Origin of the sequence: Hymenobacter rigui, assembly GCF_003944715.1 — a bacterium.
In the GTDB taxonomy this organism is placed as follows: Bacteria; Bacteroidota; Bacteroidia; order Cytophagales; family Hymenobacteraceae; genus Hymenobacter; species Hymenobacter rigui.
This window is the reverse complement of the sequence record NZ_RWIT01000025.1, coordinates 19,992-42,347: the sequence shown is the minus strand read 5'-3', so window position 1 is coordinate 42,347 and position 22,356 is coordinate 19,992. Positions and strand designations below refer to the sequence as shown.

Sequence of the window (22,356 nt, the reverse complement as noted above, 5' to 3'; positions counted from 1 at the left end):
CAGGCCCGTACCCGTGAAGCAGTGGAGGCGGCTATCCAAACGGCCGTGGACTGGATTTCCAGCAAGGACGCCAAAGCCTGGTTCAACCATTGCGGCTATCATGTACACCGTTCATGAATCCGCTATAATACCGAGTGCGATTACCATATGCTTACCCCCAGGACTGACCTTCCGTTGGTTCGGGCAACTACTCCAAATAGATAATATTCACTTCTGCTTTTCCCGGGCGGGTCGCATTTCCTTGCTAATGGCCGTCACCGCCAGTCTAGCTGCTTAGTGCCCACGCAACAGTCAGCCGCCGTAGCCAATATCGACTTGGGGCATGGTCGTTTGAGTTGGGTTAGTATGGATCAGGTAAGTGGTCGTGCGTTGCAACTTTCACGCTCCGCTAGCTCCGCCAAGTAATCCTGCGCGCTGGATGGGCCCGAAGCCCGAATTATTTGTTTTGGACCGGGTGGGAATTCTGCGCAGGACCATTATACTTGTGCACCAGGAATCAGCTAATACCTTTCCCGGTCCCCGCCCTCCTTTCCCAGTACTGCACACCTGTTAGTAGCCCAATTACAGAGCCGGAAAATTCCGGGGGCTCCGGTGTGAAGTATGTGCGCAACCCCTTTCCCTTTCCCGGTTTACGCCTTCCGGCTGCTGATGCACCCGGCCGCTTCGGCTGAGCACGCCTTCCGTCCTCGCCGGCGGGTTGAACGTGACCCGCAGGCCGATCGGAGCCATACAGAGCCCGGCTTCTTCTTATCTGATGTTACTGCGGCAGTACTGCTCCCGCCGGCACTTCGCCGGTGCGGAAGCTTGTCCGCATCTATGCTATATGTTCGGCCGAACAGGGGTTATTGTGTCGGTACCCTATCACGTGATAAAACCAGCACTACTTATCCATCCATTCTTTCCAACTTAGTTAGTACCATGAGCAAGCCATTAAGTAACGTCGGAGGCCAACTCAGCCGAACCCAGATGAAAAGCATCATAGCCGGCCGGCCAATTGACCCCGCCCGCTGTCCTTATCCTTGCTACTGCGAGGGTGGTGCCATTCCGCTGGCCGCCAACGATGGCCCCGGTGGAGCCATCTGCTATTGTCCCGATGATTCCCGCATTTATGGCGATTCCTGCCCGTGGGTATAGGCACTCCGTTGCCTAAATAGTACGCGCAGGGCCGCAATCAACCAGATTGCGGCCCTGTTGCCGGGCTGAGTGCGTATCCTTATCCAAAAGCGTGGCGAAATTCCCTTATTATAAGCAGTTCGATACCATGGACTGCGGCCCGACTTGCCTGCGCATGATTGCCCGGCACTACGGCCGCTCCATTCCCGTGCAAACCCTGCGCGAAAAAGGCCAGCTCGCGCGGGAAGGAACTTCCCTGCTGGGCTTGGCCGAAGCGGCCGAGGCCGTCGGCTTTCGCACGCTGGGCGTAGAATTACCCTTAGACAGCTTGGTAACGGAGGCCCCGCTGCCTTGCATTGTTCTCTGGGACCAGAACCATTACGTGGTGGTGCACCATGTAAAACAACAGCGATCCTGGCTGCGTCAACGCCGCAAACGGCGGGGCTTCCCCAATCAGGCCGCTGATCATCCGCACACGTTCTACGTGGCCGATCCCGGCCGCGGCCTGCTCACCTACTCGGCCGCAGAGTTTCAGCAGCATTGGGCCGCCGCCACCCAGCAGGGTATCCCAACCGGTATTGCCCTGCTGCTGGAGACAACCCCGACCTTTTACGAACAGGACGAGCCGGAGACGGTAGTCCCCACCTACGGCTTCAGCCGGCTGCTGAGCTACGTTACCCAGCACAAACAGTTGATTGGACAGCTGTTGCTCGGATTGGTTGTTGCCGCGGGTTTGCAATTGCTGTTACCCTTCCTGATTCAGGCGGTAGTGGACGTGGGTGTGAATACCCAGAACGTATCTTTCCTGTACCTGATCCTGACCGCCCAGCTCGTACTGCTGGCCGGGCGGCTGGGCGTGGAGTTTGTGCGTAGTTGGATTTTGCTCTACATCAGCACCCGGCTGAATCTGAATATCCTCTCTGACTTCTTTATGAAGTTGATGCGGTTACCCGTGGCTTTCTTTGATACCAAGCACTATGGGGACTTGATGCAGCGCATCAACGACCATAACCGGATTGAAGCGTTCCTGACCGGGCAGGCGCTGAGCATACTGCTTTCACTGCTGAATCTGCTGGTGTTCGGAGTCGTGCTGGCTCTCTACAACACGACCATCTTCCTGGTCTTTGGGGCCAGCAGCCTATTATACTTGAGTTGGATTCGCCTGTTCCTGCGCCAGCGCCGCAAGCTGGACCAGCAGCGGTTCGGAGCCTCCGCCCGCAGTCAGAGCATGCTCGTGCAACTTATCCAGGGCATGCAGGAAATAAAGCTCGCCGGCGCGGAACGCCCCATGCGATGGGCCTGGGAGCGTTTGCAGGCCCGGCTATTTAAGCTGCAGATGACCTCCCTTTCCCTACAGCAGTACCAGCAGGCGGGGGCGTTTGCGCTTAATGAAGGTAAAAATGTGCTGATCACTTTCCTCGCCGCCAAGGCCGTCATTGACGGGCAATTGAGCCTTGGTGGCATGCTGGCTATGCAATACATGGTAGGTCAGCTCAACGGGCCGGTTGAGCAACTGGTCGGCTTTATGCAGAGTCTGCAGGATGCGCACATCAGCGTGGAGCGTCTCAATGAGATTCACACCCTGGCCGATGAGGAGCCGGAAGGCACGCTCTTACCGGCCCCAGTCCCCACCCCTGGCCAGCCGGCCGGCGAGCACCAACAGCTGCAGTTACGGGAAGTCTGCTTTACCTATCCCGGCGCCGGTCAGGCTCTGGTTCTGGATCAGGTCAGCCTGAGTGTGCCAGCCGGGCGCACCACGGCGATTGTAGGCATGAGCGGGAGCGGGAAAACAACACTGTTAAAACTGCTGCTTAAGTTTTACGAAGCTTCGGCGGGAGATATCCGGGTGGGCAACCTACCGCTGCGCACAATCAGCCACACCAGCTGGCGACGCCAGTGCGGGGTGGTAATGCAGGACGGCTTCCTGTTCTCGGACACGATTGCCCGTAATATTGCCGTGGGCGTAGACGCCATTGATGCTACCCAGCTGGCCCATGCTGTGCATGTGGCCAATCTGGATGATTTTCTGCAGGCTCTACCGTTGGGATTACATACCAAGATCGGGCCGGACGGCAGCGGTATCAGCCAAGGGCAGCGTCAACGCATTCTCATTGCCCGGGCCGTGTACAAGAACCCGCAGTATCTGTTCTTCGACGAGGCGACCAATGCCTTGGACGCCCACAATGAAGCCGTAATCTGGGGACGGTTGCAGGAGTTTTTCCGGGGCCGTACCGTCATCGTGGTGGCCCACCGACTCAGTACCGTCAGCCACGCCGACCAGCTGGTAGTCCTGGACAAGGGCCGGCTGACAGAAAGCGGGACTCACGCTAGCCTGATTGCCCGCAGGGGCCAGTACTGGCACCTAGTAAAGAACCAACTCGCCCTCGGAGCCTAGCCTGACGTACATGCCCACTGCAACCCGTTTTGAGGAAGTGCGCGCCGACGAGGTGCAGGACCTGCTAGCGCGCCAGCCCACCTGGATGCTCCGCTGGAGCATTACCCTGCTGGCCGGGCTACTGCTGGCTATATTTTACGGTAGTTGGCTGATTCATTTTCCCGACTTGGTCCCAGCCACCTTTACGCTTACCTCGGTTAACGCCCCCAAAACCGTCCCATCCCGCAGCGAGGGTCGCCTGGTTCGGGTTCTGGTCCGGGATGGACAAGCCGTCGGGGTAGGAATGCCGCTGGGCTACATGGAAAGCACGGCCCGCCCCGAAGAAGTTACGGAGCTCTCCCGGGAGTTGCAGCAGGCCTGGAACTTGATCCGAGGCGGTCATTTGGAACAGGTTGCCCAACTGCCGCTAGATCGCTTCCATCAGCTCGGCGAGCTGCAGGTGGCCTACCAGCCCTTCGCCTTGGCTCACCTGCAGCTGCGCACTACCCTAACGCGGGGATACTTTGCCCGCCGGAAGGCCCTGTTGCGCCTGGAGCTGGCGGACCTGCGGGCCATGGGTCAGAACCTGACCCAGCAGCAGAGCATCCAGCAGGAAGCGCTCAGCCTGGCCACTGCCGAGTATGCGATGCACCAACGGCTGGCGCAGCAGAAGGTCATCGCCCCGTTGGACCTGCAACGCGAGAAAACTAAGTTATTGTCTCAGCGCATGCCCTACCGGCAAACGCTGGCGGCGGTGCTAAGCAACTCGTCCGCCCAGCGCAGCAAGCAGCAGGAGCTGTTGAGCCTGGACCTTTCCCTAACCGAACAGCGCGATCAGTTTCTGCAAGCCCTCACGACCTTGCAGAGTGCCACAGCCCAATGGGAACGCACATTTCTGCTCCGCTCGCCTATTGCTGGACGGGTATATTTTCCTCTACCCCTGCAGGATAATCAGCAGGTGGCAGCCGGGCAGGACCTGTTTTACGTGGCTCCCGGCAACACCGCTTACGCCGGCCAGATGCGCATTCCGCAGCAAAGCGCGGGCAAAGTTCGCGTGGGACAGACCGTGCTGATTCGCTTCAACGGATACCCTTACCAGGAATTTGGCTTGGTACGAGGCACTATTCAGGCCGTAGCGCAGGTACCCCTGCAGGATGGTTTTGTCGCCCAGGTGCGGCTACCCCGGGAACTGGTCACGACCCGGGGCCAGAAGCTGCCTTACCGGGTAGGTATGACCGCCTCCGCGGAAATTATCACCCGCGAGCAGCGGCTGCTGCAACGCCTGTTTCAACCGATCCGGGCGGCTTTATCGCCCGCTCACTAGGCTATCCCTTTCGTCCTTTCTTCGCACTTGACTTTCCTTGTTCCATGGAGCAGATCGTTGCCCGCCTGCTGCAGCTGCAGCACCTGCCAGTTGCCCGGCAAGAGTTTAGCGAACGGGTCCACACCCACCCGGATTACCCTTCCCTGCTGGCCGTTGCGGATGTGCTCGACAGTTTTGGCGTTAACCAATCCGTGGCCCAGGTAGCCGACGAGCAGCTGGCCGAGGTTGGCTTTCCTTATCTGGCCTATCTGGAACGGGGCAGCGGGGAACTTGTGCTGATCCGCTCGGCGGCAGAGCTGGCGGTGGCCCGGGCGGAGCCGGCGCAGTGGAGTGGTATCCTTCTCAGGGTCGAAGGAATGCGTACCCCCCCGAGTGAGGAGCAACTGGCCGCGTACAGGCAAGAGCGGACGGTTACCCGCCTTGCACGCTGGAGCGGCACGGCACTAAGTCTTGGGCTACTGGCAGTTTCGGCTTACCTACCCTCCTGGTGGACAACAGCACTGTATCTGCTGGCCCTGGCCGGGGTAGTTATCGGATACCTGCTGATCGGGCGGGAGGTAGGTGCCACACCCGGTCTGATCGCCGAATTCTGCGGGGGCGATGCCCAGCCCGGCTGCGACAGTGTCCTGGAGGCGGACCCGGTGCACCTGTTTGGCCTTTACGGGTTGCCCGACGCTGTGGCCACTTACTTTCCCTGGCAGGCTGGGTTGCTAATTGCCGTGGCGCTGGCGGGACAACCGGCGGCGGGCGCTGCGTTGCTCTTGGCCGGGCTGGCCCTGGCTGGTCCAGTCGTGATCCTGGCCTCTATCTACTATCAGGTCGTGGTCGTGAAAGCCTGGTGCCGGCTGTGCCTGGTAGTTGATGGAATTTTAGGCCTGCAGGCCGTTGTGGCCTTGCTAGCTTTCTCCCAACAGCAAGTAACCCTTCGTGCTCTGTCACTGCCAACCCAATTATTTGCCGGGGGCGGGTTGCTGGTGTTGACCGGCGGACTACTGGCCCTCAAGCAGGTACTGTTGCGGCAGCAGGCTACGCGCCAAGAGAAGCGAGCCTTGCTGCGGACCAAGAATTCGGTGCCTTTGTTTACGACCTTGCTGCAGCAGCAGTCCAGGGCGGATGACTGGGAGTTCAACCAGGAAATGGTATTCGGGGCCGCTGACGCGCCCATCGACATAATTATGGTCAGCAATCCCTACTGCGTACCCTGCCAGCGTACCCACGCGCAGCTGGACCGGCTGCTGGCTTTATTTCCAGAGCTGATTAAAGTGCGCCTGCGTTTGACGGGCAGTAACGCCGACGTGGGCCGCTTCCCCACAACCACGCAATATGTGTTGCAGCACTGGCTTACGCACGTGCGTGGCCAGGAAGATGAGTGCCTGCGGACGGCTGAAATGCTACGGGCCTGGTACCACACTATGAATCTGGATTCGTTTGCCGCCACGCATCCGGCTGACTTTACAGGTGATTACTCATCCAGCACGCACCTGCTCACACGTCACTACGCCTGGAACCGGCAGCAGGGCATAACCCGTACCCCGACCTTGTTTGTCAATGGCTACCTGTTACCCCCGGGTTACGCCGCCGAGCAGCTTGTCTTACTGCTGCCCGGCCTGGCAGAGTATTTTCTAACGCAGGAGCAAATTCAGCAACCTGTTTTTGCAGAGGCGGCAACCTATTCTAAGCAGTAGCTGGAAAGTGTTGGTGCTTGCAGGAAGCGATGGCAGCCCGCTACGAGTTAACGGCTAACTGGTGGGCCGTGGTGACAGCCACGTTACCGGCGCAGGGAATTGGCTGATCGCGGCGCGATGACTATCTGTAGCGGAATACTCTGTCGAGAATTCTGCGCACTGGCTCGTTCCAGCCGGATTTGCCGGCTGTTTTTACGGCTGTGCAGCTTAAGCAATGGACCTTTCTGCTCGGACGATTAAGGTAGTGGCCCCCCATACCTCAAGCGGGGGGCACATAACTAGTAAAATCACTACTTGTATAAATATATTAAATTACATATGTTTATACGATTGCTCTGTTTATCCTCCCTAGTGCACCTATTGCTCCAATGGAGCCCAGCCACCATTTTAAAAAACGGGGCGAATCTGAAAAGCCTTACGAGTAGGACCGTTTAGTTATCCCTTATCTGATGAAAACTTTTTCATCCAGTCCCAACCTGGCCTTCGGTTACCCCACGCCCGGTCCACAAACTCCCACCCCTCAGAAGGTGATGGATCATATCTTCTTTCTTTCCGAAGAGGCGTGGAAGGATGTCCGGGAGCAGGAGCAGTTTGACTATATCATTATTGGAAGCGGCTTTTGCGCCCTGGCTTTTGCCGAGCGCGTACTCACGCAAATGCCCATGGCCCGAATCCTGATACTCGAGCGGGGGCCTTTTTTTCTGCCCGAGCATTTCCAGAACCTGCCCATTCCTTACCAGCGCACCCTAGGGCATCTCTCCGAAACGTTTCCCTGGACGCTATCGGCCCGCACGGCTACGCAGCCGCAGGGCAACATCCAGTTTCAGCATGGCATGGTACCCTTTTTTGGCGGCCGCAGTATCATGTGGAGTGCTTGGTGCCCACGGCCTACTCTGGAAGAGATGCAGTACTGGCCTGAGCATACGGTGGCAGCAGCCCGCGCTCACTTTGCTTCGGCGGAAAAGCTGCTGAATGTTATCCCGGCTGATGAGATTGATCAGAATCTTTCTCCCAAGTTGCTGCAGTTAGTAGCACAGCAGCGGCCGGTCTACAGCGTGTTGCAACGGGAGCTGCAAGCCATGTTAAGCGCCAACCTTGGCCGAATTCCTTCGGCCACCCGGGTGATGGCCGCGCCACTGGCAGTCGGCAGCAGTGTGCAGGCCGGGATTGATTTTGCCAAATTCTCTACCCCATCGGTACTGCTGGATCTGGTCAGCCACCAAGCCGATCTGCAGAGCCGCGGCGAGGGTAACCCGCTCAAGATTGCCGGGGAATGTATTGTTCACCAGATCTATCAGCAGGATGGGGTTGCCACCGCACTCAATACCTCCCGGGGGGTGGTGAATATTGGCTCGGCCAAGCTGATTCTGGCCATGGGCACTGTCCCGCCTGCTACCTTGTTGATGAACTCTTTCCCAAATCTGGAAAAGGTGGGAGAGCGGTTTACAGCGCATTTTATTACCTCCGTAGTAGCCCGAATTCCGCGCCAAGATTACGCATTTGCGGCTGACCTGGAGGAATTAGAACTGGCTGCTATCTACCTGGCTGGCGTCAATCCAACCAGTGGTATGCAATACCACGTGCAGTTGTCCGTTCTCTCGGACCGCAACCCGCTGAAAAATGCCAGTATGGCCGCCCGCTACATGCCTGATGTAGTAGCCACCGCATCCCTGGCTCAGCTTACCAGTTCCGAGGACTACCTGGTTTTCGTGTGTGCGGTACTTGGGGAAATGGATTTTCGCAATCCCGATAACTACATCCGCCTCAACGGCCAAAGCGACCCGACAACGAACATCAACCTGCAGGCCATCGCCAGCGAAACGGATCTACAAACGTGGGATACGATGGATGAGGGCACCTTCCAGATGCTGGAGCAAGCCCTCTCTCCCATTGGCAGCGAGCGGGTGGAATACTGGCATGGCACGCCCACTCAGGGCAGTTGGAGAGCTCATCGTCCCGCCCAGAGCCAGCGCCGTGTCGGCGGTCTGGTGCACGAAGGATCTCCGCTGTGGATCGGTGAGGGAAGTGAGGGAGTGGTAGGCCTAGATTACCGGCCGCACGGTATCGAGAATGTGTATGTAACCGGGGGAGCCCTATGGCCCGCCAGTGGCTCCTGGAATCCCACCATGACGATGGTAGCGCTGGCTCAGGATTTGGCCGACAACTTGGTGCAGGAGAGTGAGCAGGCGCCAGCCGCTGCATTGAACTCGTTGGAAAACACCCTGGCGTAATCTCTGCCCGACGATGGAAAACCAACCCCTTGCCCTGGATATTGCTGACCTTAACGAGGTCGTCCTTGACACGCAGCCAGCTATGACGGTGGCGGACGTACTCTCGCGAACGGACGGTGTGTATTTCTGCATTAAAAATCACGACTCCGTATTCCTGTGGGTCAATGAGAACTTTGCGCAGCTGGTTGGCCAGACCCCGCAGCAAATCATTGGTACCCGGGATTCCCGGGCAGCCCACGTAGCGCATGACCAGCAAGTGATGGCCAGCGGGGTGCCATTGCTCAACTTCCACGAAACCATTCAGGTACCGAACCCTGACGGCTCCTACTCCGATCTGGAGATTGTGACGCAGAAAGGCTTGTTGCGCAAGAAAGGCGGCACGGATATTATTGGCATCACTGTTTGTTTCTCCAAGCGCTTCCCCGAACCCCAACAGGAAGTGCAAGCCTTAATCAGTCATTTCGGCATGAAACCAACGGGGGTGGGCGGTTACCTGGCCCAGGGACCCAAAGGTGACTTTTCCTTGTCACAAGGAGCGCTTCCTGATCGGTTTTCGGGGGAGCGGGCAATCTATTCCACGAACCTGTTCCTGCTTTCTGCGGGGGAGGTGCTCCGGCTGCACACGCTTGATCAGGACGAACAATGGTTTTTTCACCAAGGCAGCGCCATTCAATTACATGCTTTTTCGGACGAAGGCATCTATTCCACCTTCGTGCTGGGCAGTGACCTCGACCAAGGCCAGTGTTTGCACGGAGTAGCCCGGCACGGTCAATGGTTCGGAGCCGAGTTGCTGGGCTCGGGATATGCCTTGGTCAGTTGCAGCTTAGCTCCGGCCTGGACCGCGTCGGATTCGCACCAGCCCAGTCCCGTGGCAATTGAAGCATTGACAACGCGTTTTCCACAGCAGTCAACCATCATTGACCGGTTGCGATAAGTAGCTCTGCTTTAATCGTCCTTTGCCGTTTAGGTGATCCGGTTTCAATGTATTTGTTATTGAAACTGGATCACCTAGGCTGGGGTGCAAGCGGGAACCCATGCAATTTATCCGGTGCGCATCTGCCCTATGCCTGTGAAGCAGACCAGTTACTTCTTGAACTTCTTCCTCAAAGCGCAAGCAGCAAGCCAATTAGAGTCATGATTCTTGAGTAAACATTGCCAAACTGTTAGCAAGCAGCGCAACGCCTAACAAAGCACCTTGTCGCCTTGTGATAGGCACCTACCATCATACCGCCTTTAAAGTCAGTCCTGCCATGAAAACCTTGGTCCGCTTAGCTGCACTTTACCTTTTTGCCGTTCCATTGCCCGCCAAGGCGTGGAATATGGTTGGACATCGGGTAATCGGGCAAATTGCTGCAAACCATCTGCTGCCGCATACCAGGGAAGAAATTGGCAGATTACTGGGTACGGAGAGTCTGGCGCTGGCCAGTACTTGGGCAGACGACTACCGGGAAACGCCTACCGGGAAAGCCTCTGCGAATTGGCATTTTGTTAATGCACCGGCGGGACTTAACCACGCTCAATACAGCGTCTTCCTGCAGAATACCCCTACCGGGGTGCAGACGTTGTACACCGAGTTTCCCCGCTTGCTGGCAGAGTTACGTAATCCGGCCACTTCCGCGATCCAGCGCAAGCAGGCCCTGCGGCTCATTGTTCACTTGGTAGGGGACGCGCACCAGCCCTTGCATGCGGGACGGGCGGCTGACAAGGGCGGAAATTTGATTAATCTGGTACTGCGAAAAGATACGGTCAGCCTGCACAAGTACTGGGACCGCGACATGGTAGAGTATGCTGGTCTTTCCTATCAGGAACTCGCAACGGCGTGTGATCACGCTTCTGACCGGGAGGTTTCCCAATGGAGCAAGTCTCCCATAGAAGAATGGCTCTTTGAATCGTATCAGCTATGCGAGCCCATTTACCACGCCGCGGAAAACCCTGATTTTCTGGTTTTGTACTATGACCAGCAACTTGTCGTAAGACAGCGCTTGTTACAAGCCGGCGTGCGACTAGCAGCGCTCCTGAGTAATACTTTCTCCCTTAAATAAACACGTGTTCCGTCTAGCGGGGACAGCGTGGGCCGAGGGATCTGACGCTACTTTGAGCGTCTGCTAAGACTAGGGCGAAAGTACTCAGTAAATTGGTCCGCACGTGTTATCTGGTGGACTTTAGACCAGCTTGGTTAGCCCCGCTTCCTGGTACTGAGCCATTACTTCTGCTGATGCCCGGTAATCCGTTATCAGAGTGTTGATCAGAGAAAGGGGAGCGTACACCATTATTAAGGAATCCCTATTATCCTGTCTATAGGCAGTATCCTCTATCGCCCAACATGTAGAGTAGAGCAGTTATAGATAATTTGGAGACAGAGGTGGGTAGGTTGGGTAGTAGGCATGTGCGACAAATAAGAAAACAGCATCGGCCGTTGGGCCGTTCTCGACCGGGGGACGGGGGACTTCGTGGGTTGGTCGGGTCTGAAGTTGATTCCGAACCTTTTTCAGCCGGATACCACCGTTTATGAGCTGGGCTACCACTTTTTCCAAAGGCATTGGGGACGTGGGTACGCCACGGAAGCGGCACACACGGTACTGCGCCATGGCTTTAAGACGCTTGGCTACGATTTACAGCATGGCCGATGTGCTGAATCATGGCCTCTGTTAAAAGTTTGGTACAAAGGTTAAACGATGGGCTGGCTATTGTCCTCTCCTTTGCTTTGCCACGATAACTGGTTAATATGATGAGATGAGGGTTTACAAAATTCGTTCTGCCCTGCGAAGAGCTATTGCCATCGGGTGCGCGTCAACAGCTAGGTGCTCACTAAACGGAGCGTTAGTTCGGCTTAGACGACTATCTTGTTGCTGTACATATTGCCCTTCTTGTTCTGCTTCACTGATCATCCCCGTCTATGCGACCATTTTTACTATTGGGCGACATCACAGGGGCTATTGCCATATTGGGGCTGGCAGTGTTGGCATTCGGAGGGCTGCTCGTGTTTGGAGGAATACAAATCCAACGGACGAGTGCCTCAAAGATGGGGTGCATAGCTATTGGAGGCATAGCCCTGGCCCTTGGAACCCTAATGGTACTGATTGCCCTGGCCTTTCTCTTTGACGTCTGGGATACGCAGCCGGACCGAGCTTTACAACACCAAATAGGAGAAGCGGAAGCGGCTCATCAAGATACCAGTTGGAAGGCTCAAGCACGACAATCTCGGCAAGAACTCACGCGATTTGAGCAGTCTTTTGACTGGCAACGCCACCCCCTACCCGATAGCTCCCAGCGTGACTGGATTCGTCAGGATTCTATTCTGCCGGCATATGATAAAGATGCTCTTTCTGAACTAGAATGGTAATTTCCAGGTGTCTTCCTGCCAGTTAAAAGGCTTTGTTTGCTGGTGCAATAATTCGACGAAACGGTGGCTCAAGCAGGCAGTGCGACTGCACGTTTAACCTTTGTACCAAACTTTTAACCGAGGCCAATCATGCCTCCAATCACGTGCTTCGAAAGCTGAACTTCGTGGTTGTGGATCGGTTCGATCTCCATGGCGCGCCGCACAACTGGTACCAGTTCTTGCGACCGCAACAAAGAAGGGCATTGCTTCGCTCGTTTGCTTAAAATCAGCTTGTTTAAGGCGTAAACCCAAGTGAAATAACTACGCTTCGGGGGCCAATCGATAGCTGGTGCTGCGCCCACCGGCACCTTCGTGCATCAATACGCCCTTGGCCACCAAGTCAGCAATATCGCGGCCGGCCGTGTCCTGCGAACAATGGGCCATGCGCGCCCATTTCGCCGTGGTGAATTTACCTTCGAAGCCGTCGAGCAGGCGCGTGAGCAGTTGGCGCTGGCGTGCGGTAAACGCCATATCCCGGTGAAGGTCCCAGAAGCGTGCTTTGGCCAGCACCTGGCCCAAGGTGTGCTCGGCGGCCTCCAAGGCTCGCCCCAAGCACTCGAGAAACCACGTCAACCACGGCGTGACATCTAACGGGCCACGTTGGCTGGTTTCGAGCAGGTCGTAATAGGCTTGGCGCTCGGCCTGGATTTGTGCCGACATGCTGTAACAGCGCTGGCCTGTGCCGTCGGCACGGGTCAGTTGCAAATCGGCGATGGCACGAGCGATGCGGCCGTTGCCGTCGTCGAAGGGGTGGATTGTCACAAACCAGAAATGGGCCAGTCCGGCTTTCAGCACGGGATCCAGGCCCTGGTCGGTGTTGAACCACGCCAGGAATTGCTGCATCTGCGCGTCCAGAGTCTGCGCGGCGGGCGCGTCGTAGTGCACGCGCTCACGGCCCAGCGGCCCGGAAACGACCTGCATGGGACCCGTGCGCCAGGCACCCACCTGCAACGGATACAGGCCGCTGTAGCCCGTGGGAAACAAGGCGGCATGCCAGCCGAACAGGCGCGCCGCCGTCAACGGTGCCGCGGCCTGCTGGGTGGCATCGAGCAGCATGGCCACCACGCCTTCCACCCGCCGGTCTGCGGGTGGCAAGGCGGCCTGCTCCAACCCCAGGCGCCAGGCAATGGAGGAGCGCACCGAGGCCGGGGGCAGTAGTTCGCCTTCGATTTCGCTGGACTTGAGCACGTCGAGCGTGAGTGTACGCAATGTGGCCTCAGCTCGCAGGTCGACGCCCAACGCCTCGAGCCGTCCCAGCAGCCGCCCCTGTTGATGACGCACTGTGCCCAGCAGCGTTTCCAAGGCGGCCGGGTCCCAGGTAAAGGTTGGCCAACCCGTCAACTGATGAATGTATGGCTGTAATCTCCGCATAATATGCGGCGAATATACCCGTTATTCACCGCATCCCGTGCATGGCTGGTTCAGTGACTTGGGATAGTAAAGAGGCTGGGCAAGGCATTGCACGGTGCCGTTGGCATCTTCGGCTTGGCAAAACCATTTTGATACAGAAAAGCCCTTCCCACGTCTATGGAAAGGGCTTTTCATGTTTATCAGTCACGAAAGGACTAGGGGTTCACGTGCTTCAGCTTGAGGCGACGACGCTCCTGAGCCTTCTTTACGCGACGGTAGATGGTCTCACGGGTGATTTCAGACTGCTGGGCAGCGGCGGTATTTTCCGTGGTGGTGGTTTTGTTCGACATACAGATGAAAATTATGTTCAGCTCAAATATACCCTTCCCCGGCACATTGGGTTCTACCCTCCTCTTACAAAAACGGGCAGTGCCTGATAAGCAGCGCTGTAAAATTCCCTGAATGTATGTTACCTGAATAAGGCTGACAGCCACGCGGCAGGCCCGGCATCCGGTTGTCATCTCTGGCCAAGATTCTCAACGCTGGTTCAGCGACACCATCTACAGACCGCTACTTAAACCCACTGCAATACCAAATTAGAGTGTGTCTTCGCGTGCCGGGGCGTCATGTTACAGCCATACAAAACAAGGCAGCTCAAGCATCAAGGCCGCGCCCTGCGGCAGGCGGGCTACCTGGAAGTTAGTGTTTAAGGCGGCGCAGCACGAACTCTTCCAGCGTGTTGACCGCGGCATTGTTGGCTACGTGCTTGATGAGTGAGGTGTGGGTATCGGCCAGCTTTGGCAGGACGGCCGCGTCGATGGCCTGCAGGTCGGGGGGAATCATGGTCTGGGGCATAACGGAAATCCCCATACCCGCCCGCACGGCCGCCACCGCGCCGGCGTAGCTGGGGCTCGAAAATACCAGGCGCCACGACCGGCCGGCCTGCTCCAGCGACTTAATGGCCGATGCCCGGTACACGCAGGGCTGTGGGGCCATAATCAGCGGCACTGGTCTGGTGGGGTCAATCAGACTCGGGTCACCAACCCATTTGAGGGGCTCCGACCACACGTCCAGTCCGTTGGGAAAATCCTCCGGCCGGTTCATTTTCACCAGCACCAAGTCGAACTCATTCTTCTTGAAACGGTCGAAAAGGTTAAGAGTCAGGTCACACTCGATGTTGAGCAGAATACGGGGGTGAATACGCGAGAAGTCGGCCAGTATCTCCGCCAGGTAAACGCTGGCAAAGTTCTCGGGCAGCCCGAAACGCACCTCCCCCTCGAGCTCCGGCTCCTTGAACCGGTCCAGCGCCTCACGGTGCAGCGCAAAAATCCGGCGCGCATACCCCAGAAAGATTTCGCCCTCGGGCGTGAGCGTGAAGGCCTTGCCCCGCACCAGCAGCAGCTTATCCAGCAGCCCCTCGAGCTTGCTAATCTGCTGGCTGATGGCCGATTGCGTGCGCCCTACCCGTTCGGCCGCTCTGGTAAAGCTGCCCGTTTCGGCCACGGCAATGAAGCACTGCAGGGCGATGGTGTCGATGTTCATAAGAAGCTCTAATGCAAAGTATAAGAATTTCGAGTTTCTCTAATATTAGAAGAGCTAATACTTTTGAGCACTCAAGCAAAAATAACTTATAACCGGATTTGGCATGACACCTTTTGTACTCGGCAGTCTCTTTCACGTCGACCGGCTGGCCCTGATCATGATGGGCCTGGTCGCTTTTATCGGACTCTGCGTGGGCAGCTTTGCCCGGCACTATCTGAAGGGCGACAGTTACTACCGCTCGTTTTTCGGGCGGCTCACGCTGCTTGTGGGCACGGTTATGGTGATGGTAAGTGCCGACAACCTGTTGCTGCTGCTGCTGGCCTGGTGCGCGAGCAACGCGCTGCTGGTGCAGCTGATGATGCACAAAACCGGGTGGCGGGCCGCCCGGGCCGCCGGCGTGCTGGCATCCAGAAACTTTGCCCTGGGGGCGGCCGGGGTAGCCGGCGCTTTCGGGCTGTTCTACGCCACCACCGGCCAGGCCAGTATTCAGGCCGTGCTACAGGAGCCGGCGCTTACCCCGCCCCTGCTGCTGGCCCTGGGGCTGCTGCTAATAGGGGCCATGACCCAGTCGGCCATCTGGCCCTTCCACCGCTGGCTGCTCAGCTCCCTGAACTCGCCCACTCCGGTTTCGGCCATTATGCACGCGGGGCTCATCAACGGGGGCGGCTTTCTGCTAGCCCGGTTTGCGCCCCTGTATCTGCGCAGCCCCGACCTGCTGACGGTACTGGTGGTGCTGGGTTTCCTGACGGCGCTGCTGGGCACTTTGTGGAAGCTCATGCAGCCCGACGTGAAGCGGATGCTGGCCTGCTCCACGATGGGGCAGATGGGGTTCATGTTCGTGCAGTGCGGGCTGGGTTTGTTTCCGGCGGCAGTGGCGCACCTGGTGTGGCACGGTCTGTTCAAAGCCTACCTGTTTCTCTCCAGCGGCAGCGCCGCCAAGGAAAAGCGCGTGGATCAGGCCTACCCGCCCACTGCGGTAGCCTTCGTGGCGGCCCTGGCCTGCGGGCTGGCCGGCAGCTTCAGCTTCGCCGCGGCCAGCGGTAAGCAGTGGCTGGCCACGGATTCCACGTTGGTGCTGATTGCCGTGGCCTTTCTGACCACCAGCCAGTTTGCCCTGCCCTTGCTCCAGGTCCGGCCACTGCACCAGTTGCCGGGGGCACTGCTCGGGGCCAGCCTGTTTGGGCTGGTGTATGGGGGCAGCGTCCAGCTGATCGGCTGGCTGCTGGCTCCGCTCAACCTGCAGCAGCCCCAGCCCCTGAGTGCCTACCACGTGGCGGGCCTGCTGGCCCTGACGCTAGCCTGGCTGACCCGGCTATTCTTCAGCGGGCAACCCAAAGACAAAGAAAGCTCGACTCCCAACTGGCTGCTGAAAGGCTACGTGCAGGCGCTCAACGCCAGCCAGCCCCACCCGGCCACCATCACCACTCATCGCAACCAGTACCACTTCTAAGTAGCCGCCCCGCCATGGAAACAGCCGTTAAAACCAAGCCCGCGCGTAAAAGCAAACCGCCGGTTGAGCTCGGCACCACTGCCGGCGTAGCCGAACAGGTTACGCGCAGCTTCGCCACCATTGCGCCCTTCTGGCCCCTGAAAAACCTGATTGCCGTTAACCCCCTGCAGGGTCTGGAGGATCTGCCGGTGGAGGAAGCCCTGCCCCTGGGCCGCGCCTACTTTCAGCGGGCCACGCTGCCCGGGCCGCTGGAGGCCGTTAACCGGCAAACCATTAAGTGGCTGCAGGTATTTTTCGACGACGGGCAGGCCACCCTGCCCATGCCGCTGCGCCACCAGGGCCTGTACGCCGCCTGGCGGCAGCTGGCCGTGCACGATGCCGCCCTGCACCAGCACGACGCCCAGCGCGTAGCCTGGCTGACCAATCTGCCCGAAAACCCGCACCAGGCAATTGGTGACTGCCTGTTTCAGCTCGACATTGCCCGGGCTGAGCGCCAGCAGTTTATGACCCTGCTGCTGACCACGCTGCCGGGCTGGGCCGCCTTTGTCCGCTACCGCACCGACTGGGCGGGCCTGGACGCCCACCACCCGCACCCGGTAACCCAGGCCGACTACCTGGCCCTGCGGCTTGTGATTACCCGATTGCTGTGGCCGGAAGCCGCGGCCCTGCTTGCCTGGCACCGGCAGGCGCTGGCGCAGGAGCGGGCCCAACCCGCCGCCCTCGAGCAGCTGCTGCAGGCCGAACGCGCGTTCCAGCAGCCGCTATTGGCGCAGCTGGCCGCCCAGCCCGTGCAGGCTCCCCGCGCTGCGGCCGCGCAGGTGGTCTTCTGCATCGACGTCCGGTCGGAAGCCTTTCGCCGGGCCCTGGAAGCCACGGGGAATTACCAGACGCTGGGCTTTGCCGGCTTTTTTGGGGTGCCGGTGCAGATTGCCGACGCGGTGACGGGCGAATCGTACGCCTCCTGCCCCGTGCTGCTCGCCCCCAAGCACACCGTTACGGAAGCCCCCTGCTGCGGCCCGGCCGAACAGGAGCAGGACCGCCGCGGGTACGGCCGCCTCACCACCCTCAAGCAGCTGTACCAGTCCGTGAAATACACGTTTACCACCCCGTTTGCACTGGTGGAAGGCCTGGGGCTGGCTACCGGCACGTGGATGGGCCTGCGCAGCCTGGCCCCCGGCCTGGCCGCCGGGCTCAAGCGCCGCGCCGCGCAGGCAGTGCGTAAACCCGTTGCCAAAACGCCGTCCCTGAGTCCCCTGCCGCTGGCCGATCAGTGCGCCTACGCCGAAGGGGCGTTGCGGCTGATGGGCCTGACCGATCATTTTGCGCCGCTGGTGGTGTTCTGCGGGCACGGCAGCACCACCCAGAACAACGCCTACGCCACGGCGCTCGACTGCGGGGCCTGCGGCGGCCGGCACGGCGCGCCCAACGCCCGCATTCTGGCCGGCATCCTGAACACCCCCGCCGTCCGGGAGCATTTGTACCACAACGGCATCGTAATTCCGGAGGCTACCCGGTTTGTGGCGGCCGAGCACAATACCACCACCGACGAGGTCACGCTCTTTGCGGATTCCCCGTCGGCCGCGCTTGAAGCGCTGACGCAGGATCTGGCCAAGGCCCGGCAGGCTACCAGCCGCGAGCGGCTGGGCCGGATGCAGCAAACGGCCCGCCCCGGCCAGGAGGCGCGCAACACCTGGCTGCGGGCCCAGGACTGGGCCCAGGTACGGCCGGAATGGGGGCTGGCCCGCAACGCTGCCTTTATCGTCGGGCCGCGGGATCTGACGGCGAACCGGAACCTGGAAGGGCGCGCGTTCCTGCACTCCTATGATTACACCCAGGACCCGACGGGCAGCGCCCTGACGACCATTCTGACCGCGCCCATGGTGGTGGCCGAGTGGATCAACACGCAGTATCTGTTTTCGACGCTGGATAACGTGGCCTACGGCGGGGGTAGCAAGGTAACCCAGAACATCACTGGCAAAATCGGCATCATGCAGGGCAACGCCAGCGACCTGATGACGGGCCTGCCGCTGCAATCCGTGTACGCCACCGACGACCAGGCATACCACCAGCCCCAGCGCCTGCTGACGGTAGTCTACGCCCCCCGCCCGCGGCTGAAGGACATCATCAGCACCCAGCCGGTGCTGCAGAAACTCTTCGGCAATGGCTGGGTGCAGCTGGCCTGCCTCGACCCGGAAACCAACACCCCCTACCTGCTCACCCGCGACCTGGCGTGGCAGCCCGCCCCCCTCACCCCTCACCCAGTCACTGCAGAAGCAGTGGCGTAGCCCGCCTTCACCCACCTATTGCCCGCTCCGCTTGGTTGATTCCACCCAAAAGCCTGCCCTCCTACCTGGATTGGTAATTTCGGAGAGTCTACCACGCAACAGTGCCCCGTAACCGCCTGCCACCGGCTTAATCAGCCGGGCAACAGACGAGTACGGGGCACTTGTTTGTAGATCAGGTACGGCTGCTAGATCACTCCGTCGGAGCCTTATCCGCAGCGCCCGTCAGATCGGCCAGCGTCAGCTCGCTTGCAAAATCCTCCAGCGGCGTGCGTACCTTCTTCATGTTTACCAGCCAGTCTTCCGACTCCTGTCGGTAGCCCAGCGGCAGCAGCACCGTGCTGCGGTAACCGCTGCCCTTCAGCTGCAGCAGCTCGTCCAGCTGCTCGGCGTTGAAGCCTTCGATGGGCGTCGCGTCCACGCGCTGTTCGGCGGCGGCGGCAATGGCCATGGCAAAGGCAATGTAGCTCTGCTTGGATGCGTGGTGGGCGTGCCACTCCTGGCCCAGGGGCTCGTACATGGCCAGCAGATTCTGCTTGTAATCGGCCATAGTCTGATAAGGCAGGCCGCGCTGGTCCATTGTGTAGTTGAACACGCGCGTGATGCGCTCCTCATTGTAGCCGTCCCAGGCCGCAAACACCAGCAGGTGCGAGCAGTCCGTCACTTGGCTCTGGTTAAAGGCCACCTCTCGGATCTTGGCCAGCAGCGCCCGGTCCGAAATGACAATCACCTTATAAGGTTGCAGGCCCGACGAGGAAGGGGCCAGACGGGCGGCTTCCAGGATGTAGTTCAGCTTTTCGGCGGGGATACGCTCGCCATTCATTTTTTTGGTGGCGTAGCGCCACTTCAGGTCTTCGAGTAAGGACATGGGTACAGGTGTGTTCAGAAACAAATTCGGAGCAAAGGTAAAAGCACCTGCTGACAAGTCGTACCTTTGGGACAAAAGGTAACCGGGACATGCACGTCCCTTTGGTGACATTTAAGTAACCACTATCCTATGCCGACAGCCGCAACCGACCACGCCCTCTCGCCCGAGTGTACTTTGCGGATGCGCGCCATTGATGACACGCTGGACATCCTGAGTGGCAAGTGGAAGCTCAGCATCATCGCCCGGCTGTGTCACCAGCCCATGCGCTACTCGGCCCTGCTGCGCGAGGTAACGGGCATTTCCGGCAAAGTGTTGAGCCGGGAGCTGCAGGACCTGGAAACCAACGGGCTCATCGTGCGCCACGTTGCCACCAGCAAACCCCTGACGGTCACCTACAGCCTCACTGAAACCGGCCGCTCCCTTACCGCCCTGACCGATAGCCTGGCGGAATGGGGCCTGGCCCACCGCGCCCGCATGATGCAGGCCGGCGAGTAAGCTGACTGCTCCCATTTGGATTTGGGTTGTTTCGCCCGAGCCCTACCAACTAAAACAGAGCACCTACTAAAGGAAGTGAGTGCTCTGCATACTGAAACAGAACTATTGCTCAAACACTGCCTACTGTAACCCGCTAACTCCGTGCTGGCAGCGACGGGCACTTAGTTAGCAGCCGGGTACCAGTTGCGCAGTCGAACGTCGGTTTTCTTGTTCTTGGCCTGCACCATCTTTTGAAACGCGGCTACGTCGCTGAGCCCGTTCTCACCGCGGTAATGGTAAGGATACACAATCCCCGGCTTGAAGGCCAGCACCCCCTGCGCCGCCTGCTGCACGTCCATGGTATAGGGCAGGTTCATGCACACGAAGGCCACGTCGATGTTACGCAGCGCCCGCATCTCGCGCGTGTCTTCGGTATCCCCGGACAGGTACACGTTTTTGCCGCCGAGCGTGAGCACGTACCCGTTGCCCCGGCCTTTCGGGTGCCGGGAGTCCGGCGTTTCCGGCAGGTTGTACATCGGCACGGCCATCACGCGCAAGCCCAGCGTGTCCAGCTGCTGACCGTTACTTAGAATGCGCACCCGACCTTTATATTCGGCCGGCAATTGCTGGGCCACGGCCGCGGGTACCAGGAACACCGCATTGCTGGTATTGAGGCCCGAAAGCGTTTTCGGATCCATATGATCCGGGTGGATGTCCGTTATTAACACCACGTCGGGCGCAGTCAGTCCTTCGTACGCGGCCGCTCCGCCATAGGTGTCTACGTAAATCGTTTTCCCGCTCCAGCTCAGCACCACGCTGCCGTGGGTAATGGGTTACACGGTAAGCGGGCCCTAGGCCGTGGTAATCTGGTCGGCGGCGGTCCGAGTGGGTGCCGTCTGGGCTTGGGTTTGCAGGGTAAGTGCTGCCAGTGTAGCTGTAATCAGGAAGGAGCGTTTCATGAGGTGAAGCGTTGAGAAACTGGTAAGAGTGAATTGACTTACCCGGTGAGAAATACCTTGTTGGCCGCACAGTATAAACTGTCCGACCCGCTGCTACTCCCCGGTGTTAGTCGGTGGCCCGTACTGCTACTTGTCAGGCTGCGGGTATAGCGTATACGGGTAGAGTCTGCCTCATGACCGTATCACGTCCGCGTCAAGAAATTTCAATCGATGCGAATTGCTTAGATCCGAACTCTGCCCGATCTGTAGCTCTGATATCTGTGCAATCCCACCAGCTGTGAGGTGGGAACAGGGCTCTGAGGTATATCTCCCTTTCACGGCGTTTTGCTCCATTCGACCCAGTCGGTTGTAGAACATACTATCGTACTTCCGCATTTTTGCAATGTCTTTCACCCGGGCAGGAGCGAGTTGTTCGTGAGCAATAAGCTTGGAATTTAACTGGGCTATCTGCACATCAGAGTGGGCATCCTTAGCGGCCATCTGCTCCGGGGTAAGCGGCTTTACCCCCACCCCCGCGGTTAGGAGTAGACTTGCTTGTAATCTCCTCCACTTTCTCGACTACGTGTTCCAAGCAGGTCGGCGTTTTAGTCGCCATTCCCAGCAGCACCGCCTAGCCAAACTGCTCTTACATATGGGTGTGGGCTTAAGGCCGGCCCAGCGGAATGATGTGAATTTCTGTTCGGCGTCGCAGACAGGTATCATCAATCAAGTTCGAATTTCCAGCCCGTCCTTCTTTTCATCATGCACGCTCTGGTCGATGCCGCAGCCCTTGCGTTCTATTGAATAATGGCCGCCCATGCGAGGTTCTGCTCGCCAACTCCCGTACGTTTTTCAGTTTGATTTTTATGACGCACAAGTCCGCCACGCTACGGGTGTACTACTCCAACGCCATCGCATTATTACCGATCAGCAGCAACTCATCCTGACTCGGACCCAGTACCGGCGAGTGAAACTCGGGGTAGTGTTTTCCTGTGCCTTTCACGTTGCTATCAATCTCGGCCACCACCTCGGCGGCTGTCTTATGCTCGGTGTCAGGAGTTCAAAAAAACGCAGCATTACCTTATGTTACCTTTACTTCTTTGGCCAGATAATCGATGTACCGCTGAGAGCTTGCCATTGCTATCGTATACTTTTCGCTCGTCATTTTTTCGGATTGACTACTATGACAGGTGGCGAATAAATCGGAGACGGAGTGGAGATAAGAACGGCCTGATAACCCCGATTACATCAAAGTCGTCAGGCCGAAAAGTTGCCGCTGTATCCCCAGTTGCTCCATCAGCTGCACGGGCACAACACGCTGTTTTACCTTGCCGGTCACGCGC

Annotated in this window: 17 protein-coding genes; 11 read left to right on the top strand and 6 right to left on the bottom strand. The window is 58.6% G+C overall.

What is annotated here, in order from left to right; all coding sequences use genetic code 11:
• Positions 1-1,225: 1,225 nt before the first annotated feature.
• The 8 genes from EI291_RS22220 (at position 1,226) to EI291_RS22185 (ending at position 12,070) form a co-directional block, all read left to right on the top strand.
• Positions 1,226-3,508, top strand: a complete 2,283-nt coding sequence (locus tag EI291_RS22220) for a peptidase domain-containing ABC transporter (RefSeq protein WP_125424489.1) — start codon at positions 1,226-1,228, stop codon at positions 3,506-3,508.
• Positions 3,509-3,518: 10 nt separating this feature from the next.
• The gene (locus EI291_RS22215; RefSeq protein ID WP_125424488.1) at positions 3,519-4,811 is read left to right on the top strand and encodes an HlyD family secretion protein; all 1,293 of its coding nucleotides are present in this window, start codon (positions 3,519-3,521) and stop codon (positions 4,809-4,811) included.
• A gap of 44 nt (positions 4,812-4,855) precedes the next feature.
• Positions 4,856-6,496: a vitamin K epoxide reductase family protein gene (locus tag EI291_RS22210; RefSeq protein ID WP_125424487.1), complete on the top strand. Its 1,641-nt coding sequence runs from the start codon at positions 4,856-4,858 to the stop codon at positions 6,494-6,496.
• Positions 6,497-6,945: 449 nt separating this feature from the next.
• Positions 6,946-8,727 (top strand): GMC oxidoreductase, encoded by a 1,782-nt coding sequence (locus tag EI291_RS22205; protein ID WP_125424486.1) that lies wholly within the window; start codon positions 6,946-6,948, stop codon positions 8,725-8,727.
• Positions 8,728-8,740: 13 nt separating this feature from the next.
• Positions 8,741-9,661, top strand: a complete 921-nt coding sequence (locus EI291_RS22200) for a cupin domain-containing protein (RefSeq protein ID WP_125424485.1) — start codon at positions 8,741-8,743, stop codon at positions 9,659-9,661.
• Positions 9,662-9,977: 316 nt separating this feature from the next.
• Entirely contained in the window at positions 9,978-10,769 is a 792-nt protein-coding gene (locus tag EI291_RS22195; RefSeq protein ID WP_125424484.1) for a S1/P1 nuclease, read from the top strand.
• Positions 10,770-11,135: 366 nt separating this feature from the next.
• Positions 11,136-11,399, top strand: a complete 264-nt coding sequence (locus tag EI291_RS23585) for a GNAT family N-acetyltransferase (RefSeq protein ID WP_125424490.1) — start codon at positions 11,136-11,138, stop codon at positions 11,397-11,399.
• 224 nt (positions 11,400-11,623) lie between these two features.
• Positions 11,624-12,070, top strand: coding sequence for a hypothetical protein (locus tag EI291_RS22185; RefSeq protein WP_125424483.1), 447 nt, complete (start codon positions 11,624-11,626; stop codon positions 12,068-12,070).
• Positions 12,071-12,370: 300 nt separating this feature from the next.
• Here EI291_RS22185 and EI291_RS22180 read toward each other — a convergent pair whose 3' ends face one another.
• The 3 genes from EI291_RS22180 to EI291_RS22175 form a co-directional block, all read right to left on the bottom strand.
• Positions 12,371-13,480, bottom strand: a complete 1,110-nt coding sequence (locus EI291_RS22180) for a Fic family protein (protein WP_125424482.1) — start codon at positions 13,478-13,480, stop codon at positions 12,371-12,373.
• Between the two features lie 194 nt (positions 13,481-13,674).
• Positions 13,675-13,809, bottom strand: a complete 135-nt coding sequence (locus tag EI291_RS23380; protein ID WP_262697297.1) for a hypothetical protein — start codon at positions 13,807-13,809, stop codon at positions 13,675-13,677.
• A gap of 349 nt (positions 13,810-14,158) precedes the next feature.
• A complete protein-coding gene (locus EI291_RS22175) occupies positions 14,159-15,001 on the bottom strand; it encodes a LysR substrate-binding domain-containing protein (protein ID WP_125424481.1) in 843 nt (280 codons plus the stop codon).
• 103 nt (positions 15,002-15,104) lie between these two features.
• Between EI291_RS22175 and EI291_RS22170 the strand changes: the two genes are divergently transcribed.
• Positions 15,105-16,451, top strand: a complete 1,347-nt coding sequence (locus EI291_RS22170) for a proton-conducting transporter transmembrane domain-containing protein (protein ID WP_125424480.1) — start codon at positions 15,105-15,107, stop codon at positions 16,449-16,451.
• A gap of 14 nt (positions 16,452-16,465) precedes the next feature.
• The gene (locus tag EI291_RS22165) at positions 16,466-18,736 is read left to right on the top strand and encodes a DUF2309 domain-containing protein (protein ID WP_125424479.1); all 2,271 of its coding nucleotides are present in this window, start codon (positions 16,466-16,468) and stop codon (positions 18,734-18,736) included.
• A gap of 190 nt (positions 18,737-18,926) precedes the next feature.
• Here the strand turns inward: EI291_RS22165 and EI291_RS22160 are convergent, their stop codons facing one another.
• The gene (locus tag EI291_RS22160) at positions 18,927-19,601 is read right to left on the bottom strand and encodes a nitroreductase family protein (RefSeq protein WP_125424478.1); all 675 of its coding nucleotides are present in this window, start codon (positions 19,599-19,601) and stop codon (positions 18,927-18,929) included.
• Between the two features lie 129 nt (positions 19,602-19,730).
• Here EI291_RS22160 and EI291_RS22155 point away from each other — a divergent pair, with 129 nt between their 5' ends.
• Positions 19,731-20,096 (top strand): winged helix-turn-helix transcriptional regulator, encoded by a 366-nt coding sequence (locus EI291_RS22155; protein ID WP_125424477.1) that lies wholly within the window; start codon positions 19,731-19,733, stop codon positions 20,094-20,096.
• Between the two features lie 161 nt (positions 20,097-20,257).
• Here the strand turns inward: EI291_RS22155 and EI291_RS22150 are convergent, their stop codons facing one another.
• Both EI291_RS22150 and EI291_RS23285 read right to left on the bottom strand, forming a co-directional pair.
• Positions 20,258-20,890: an MBL fold metallo-hydrolase gene (locus EI291_RS22150; RefSeq protein ID WP_262697296.1), complete on the bottom strand. Its 633-nt coding sequence runs from the start codon at positions 20,888-20,890 to the stop codon at positions 20,258-20,260.
• Between the two features lie 1,021 nt (positions 20,891-21,911).
• On the bottom strand, positions 21,912-22,037 hold the full coding sequence (locus EI291_RS23285) for a hypothetical protein (protein WP_240635639.1): 126 nt from the start codon (positions 22,035-22,037) through the stop codon (positions 21,912-21,914).
• Positions 22,038-22,356 lie beyond the last annotated feature (319 nt).

Bases quoted from the DNA above. Each gene is read 5' to 3' on its own strand.
- EI291_RS22170 (WP_125424480.1), top strand. From the start codon at position 15,105: ATGACACCTTTTGTACTCGGCAGTCTCTTTCACGTCGACCGGCTGGCC.
- EI291_RS22210 (WP_125424487.1), top strand. From the start codon at position 4,856: ATGGAGCAGATCGTTGCCCGCCTGCTGCAGCTGCAGCACCTGCCAGTT.
- EI291_RS22160 (WP_125424478.1), bottom strand. From the start codon at position 19,601: ATGTCCTTACTCGAAGACCTGAAGTGGCGCTACGCCACCAAAAAAATG.
- EI291_RS22175 (WP_125424481.1), bottom strand. From the start codon at position 15,001: ATGAACATCGACACCATCGCCCTGCAGTGCTTCATTGCCGTGGCCGAA.
- EI291_RS22195 (WP_125424484.1), top strand. From the start codon at position 9,978: ATGAAAACCTTGGTCCGCTTAGCTGCACTTTACCTTTTTGCCGTTCCA.
- EI291_RS22155 (WP_125424477.1), top strand. From the start codon at position 19,731: ATGCCGACAGCCGCAACCGACCACGCCCTCTCGCCCGAGTGTACTTTG.
- EI291_RS23380 (WP_262697297.1), bottom strand. From the start codon at position 13,809: ATGTCGAACAAAACCACCACCACGGAAAATACCGCCGCTGCCCAGCAG.
- EI291_RS22185 (WP_125424483.1), top strand. From the start codon at position 11,624: ATGCGACCATTTTTACTATTGGGCGACATCACAGGGGCTATTGCCATA.
- EI291_RS22215 (WP_125424488.1), top strand. From the start codon at position 3,519: ATGCCCACTGCAACCCGTTTTGAGGAAGTGCGCGCCGACGAGGTGCAG.
- EI291_RS22165 (WP_125424479.1), top strand. From the start codon at position 16,466: ATGGAAACAGCCGTTAAAACCAAGCCCGCGCGTAAAAGCAAACCGCCG.
- EI291_RS22205 (WP_125424486.1), top strand. From the start codon at position 6,946: ATGAAAACTTTTTCATCCAGTCCCAACCTGGCCTTCGGTTACCCCACG.
- EI291_RS22180 (WP_125424482.1), bottom strand. From the start codon at position 13,480: ATGCGGAGATTACAGCCATACATTCATCAGTTGACGGGTTGGCCAACC.
- EI291_RS22200 (WP_125424485.1), top strand. From the start codon at position 8,741: ATGGAAAACCAACCCCTTGCCCTGGATATTGCTGACCTTAACGAGGTC.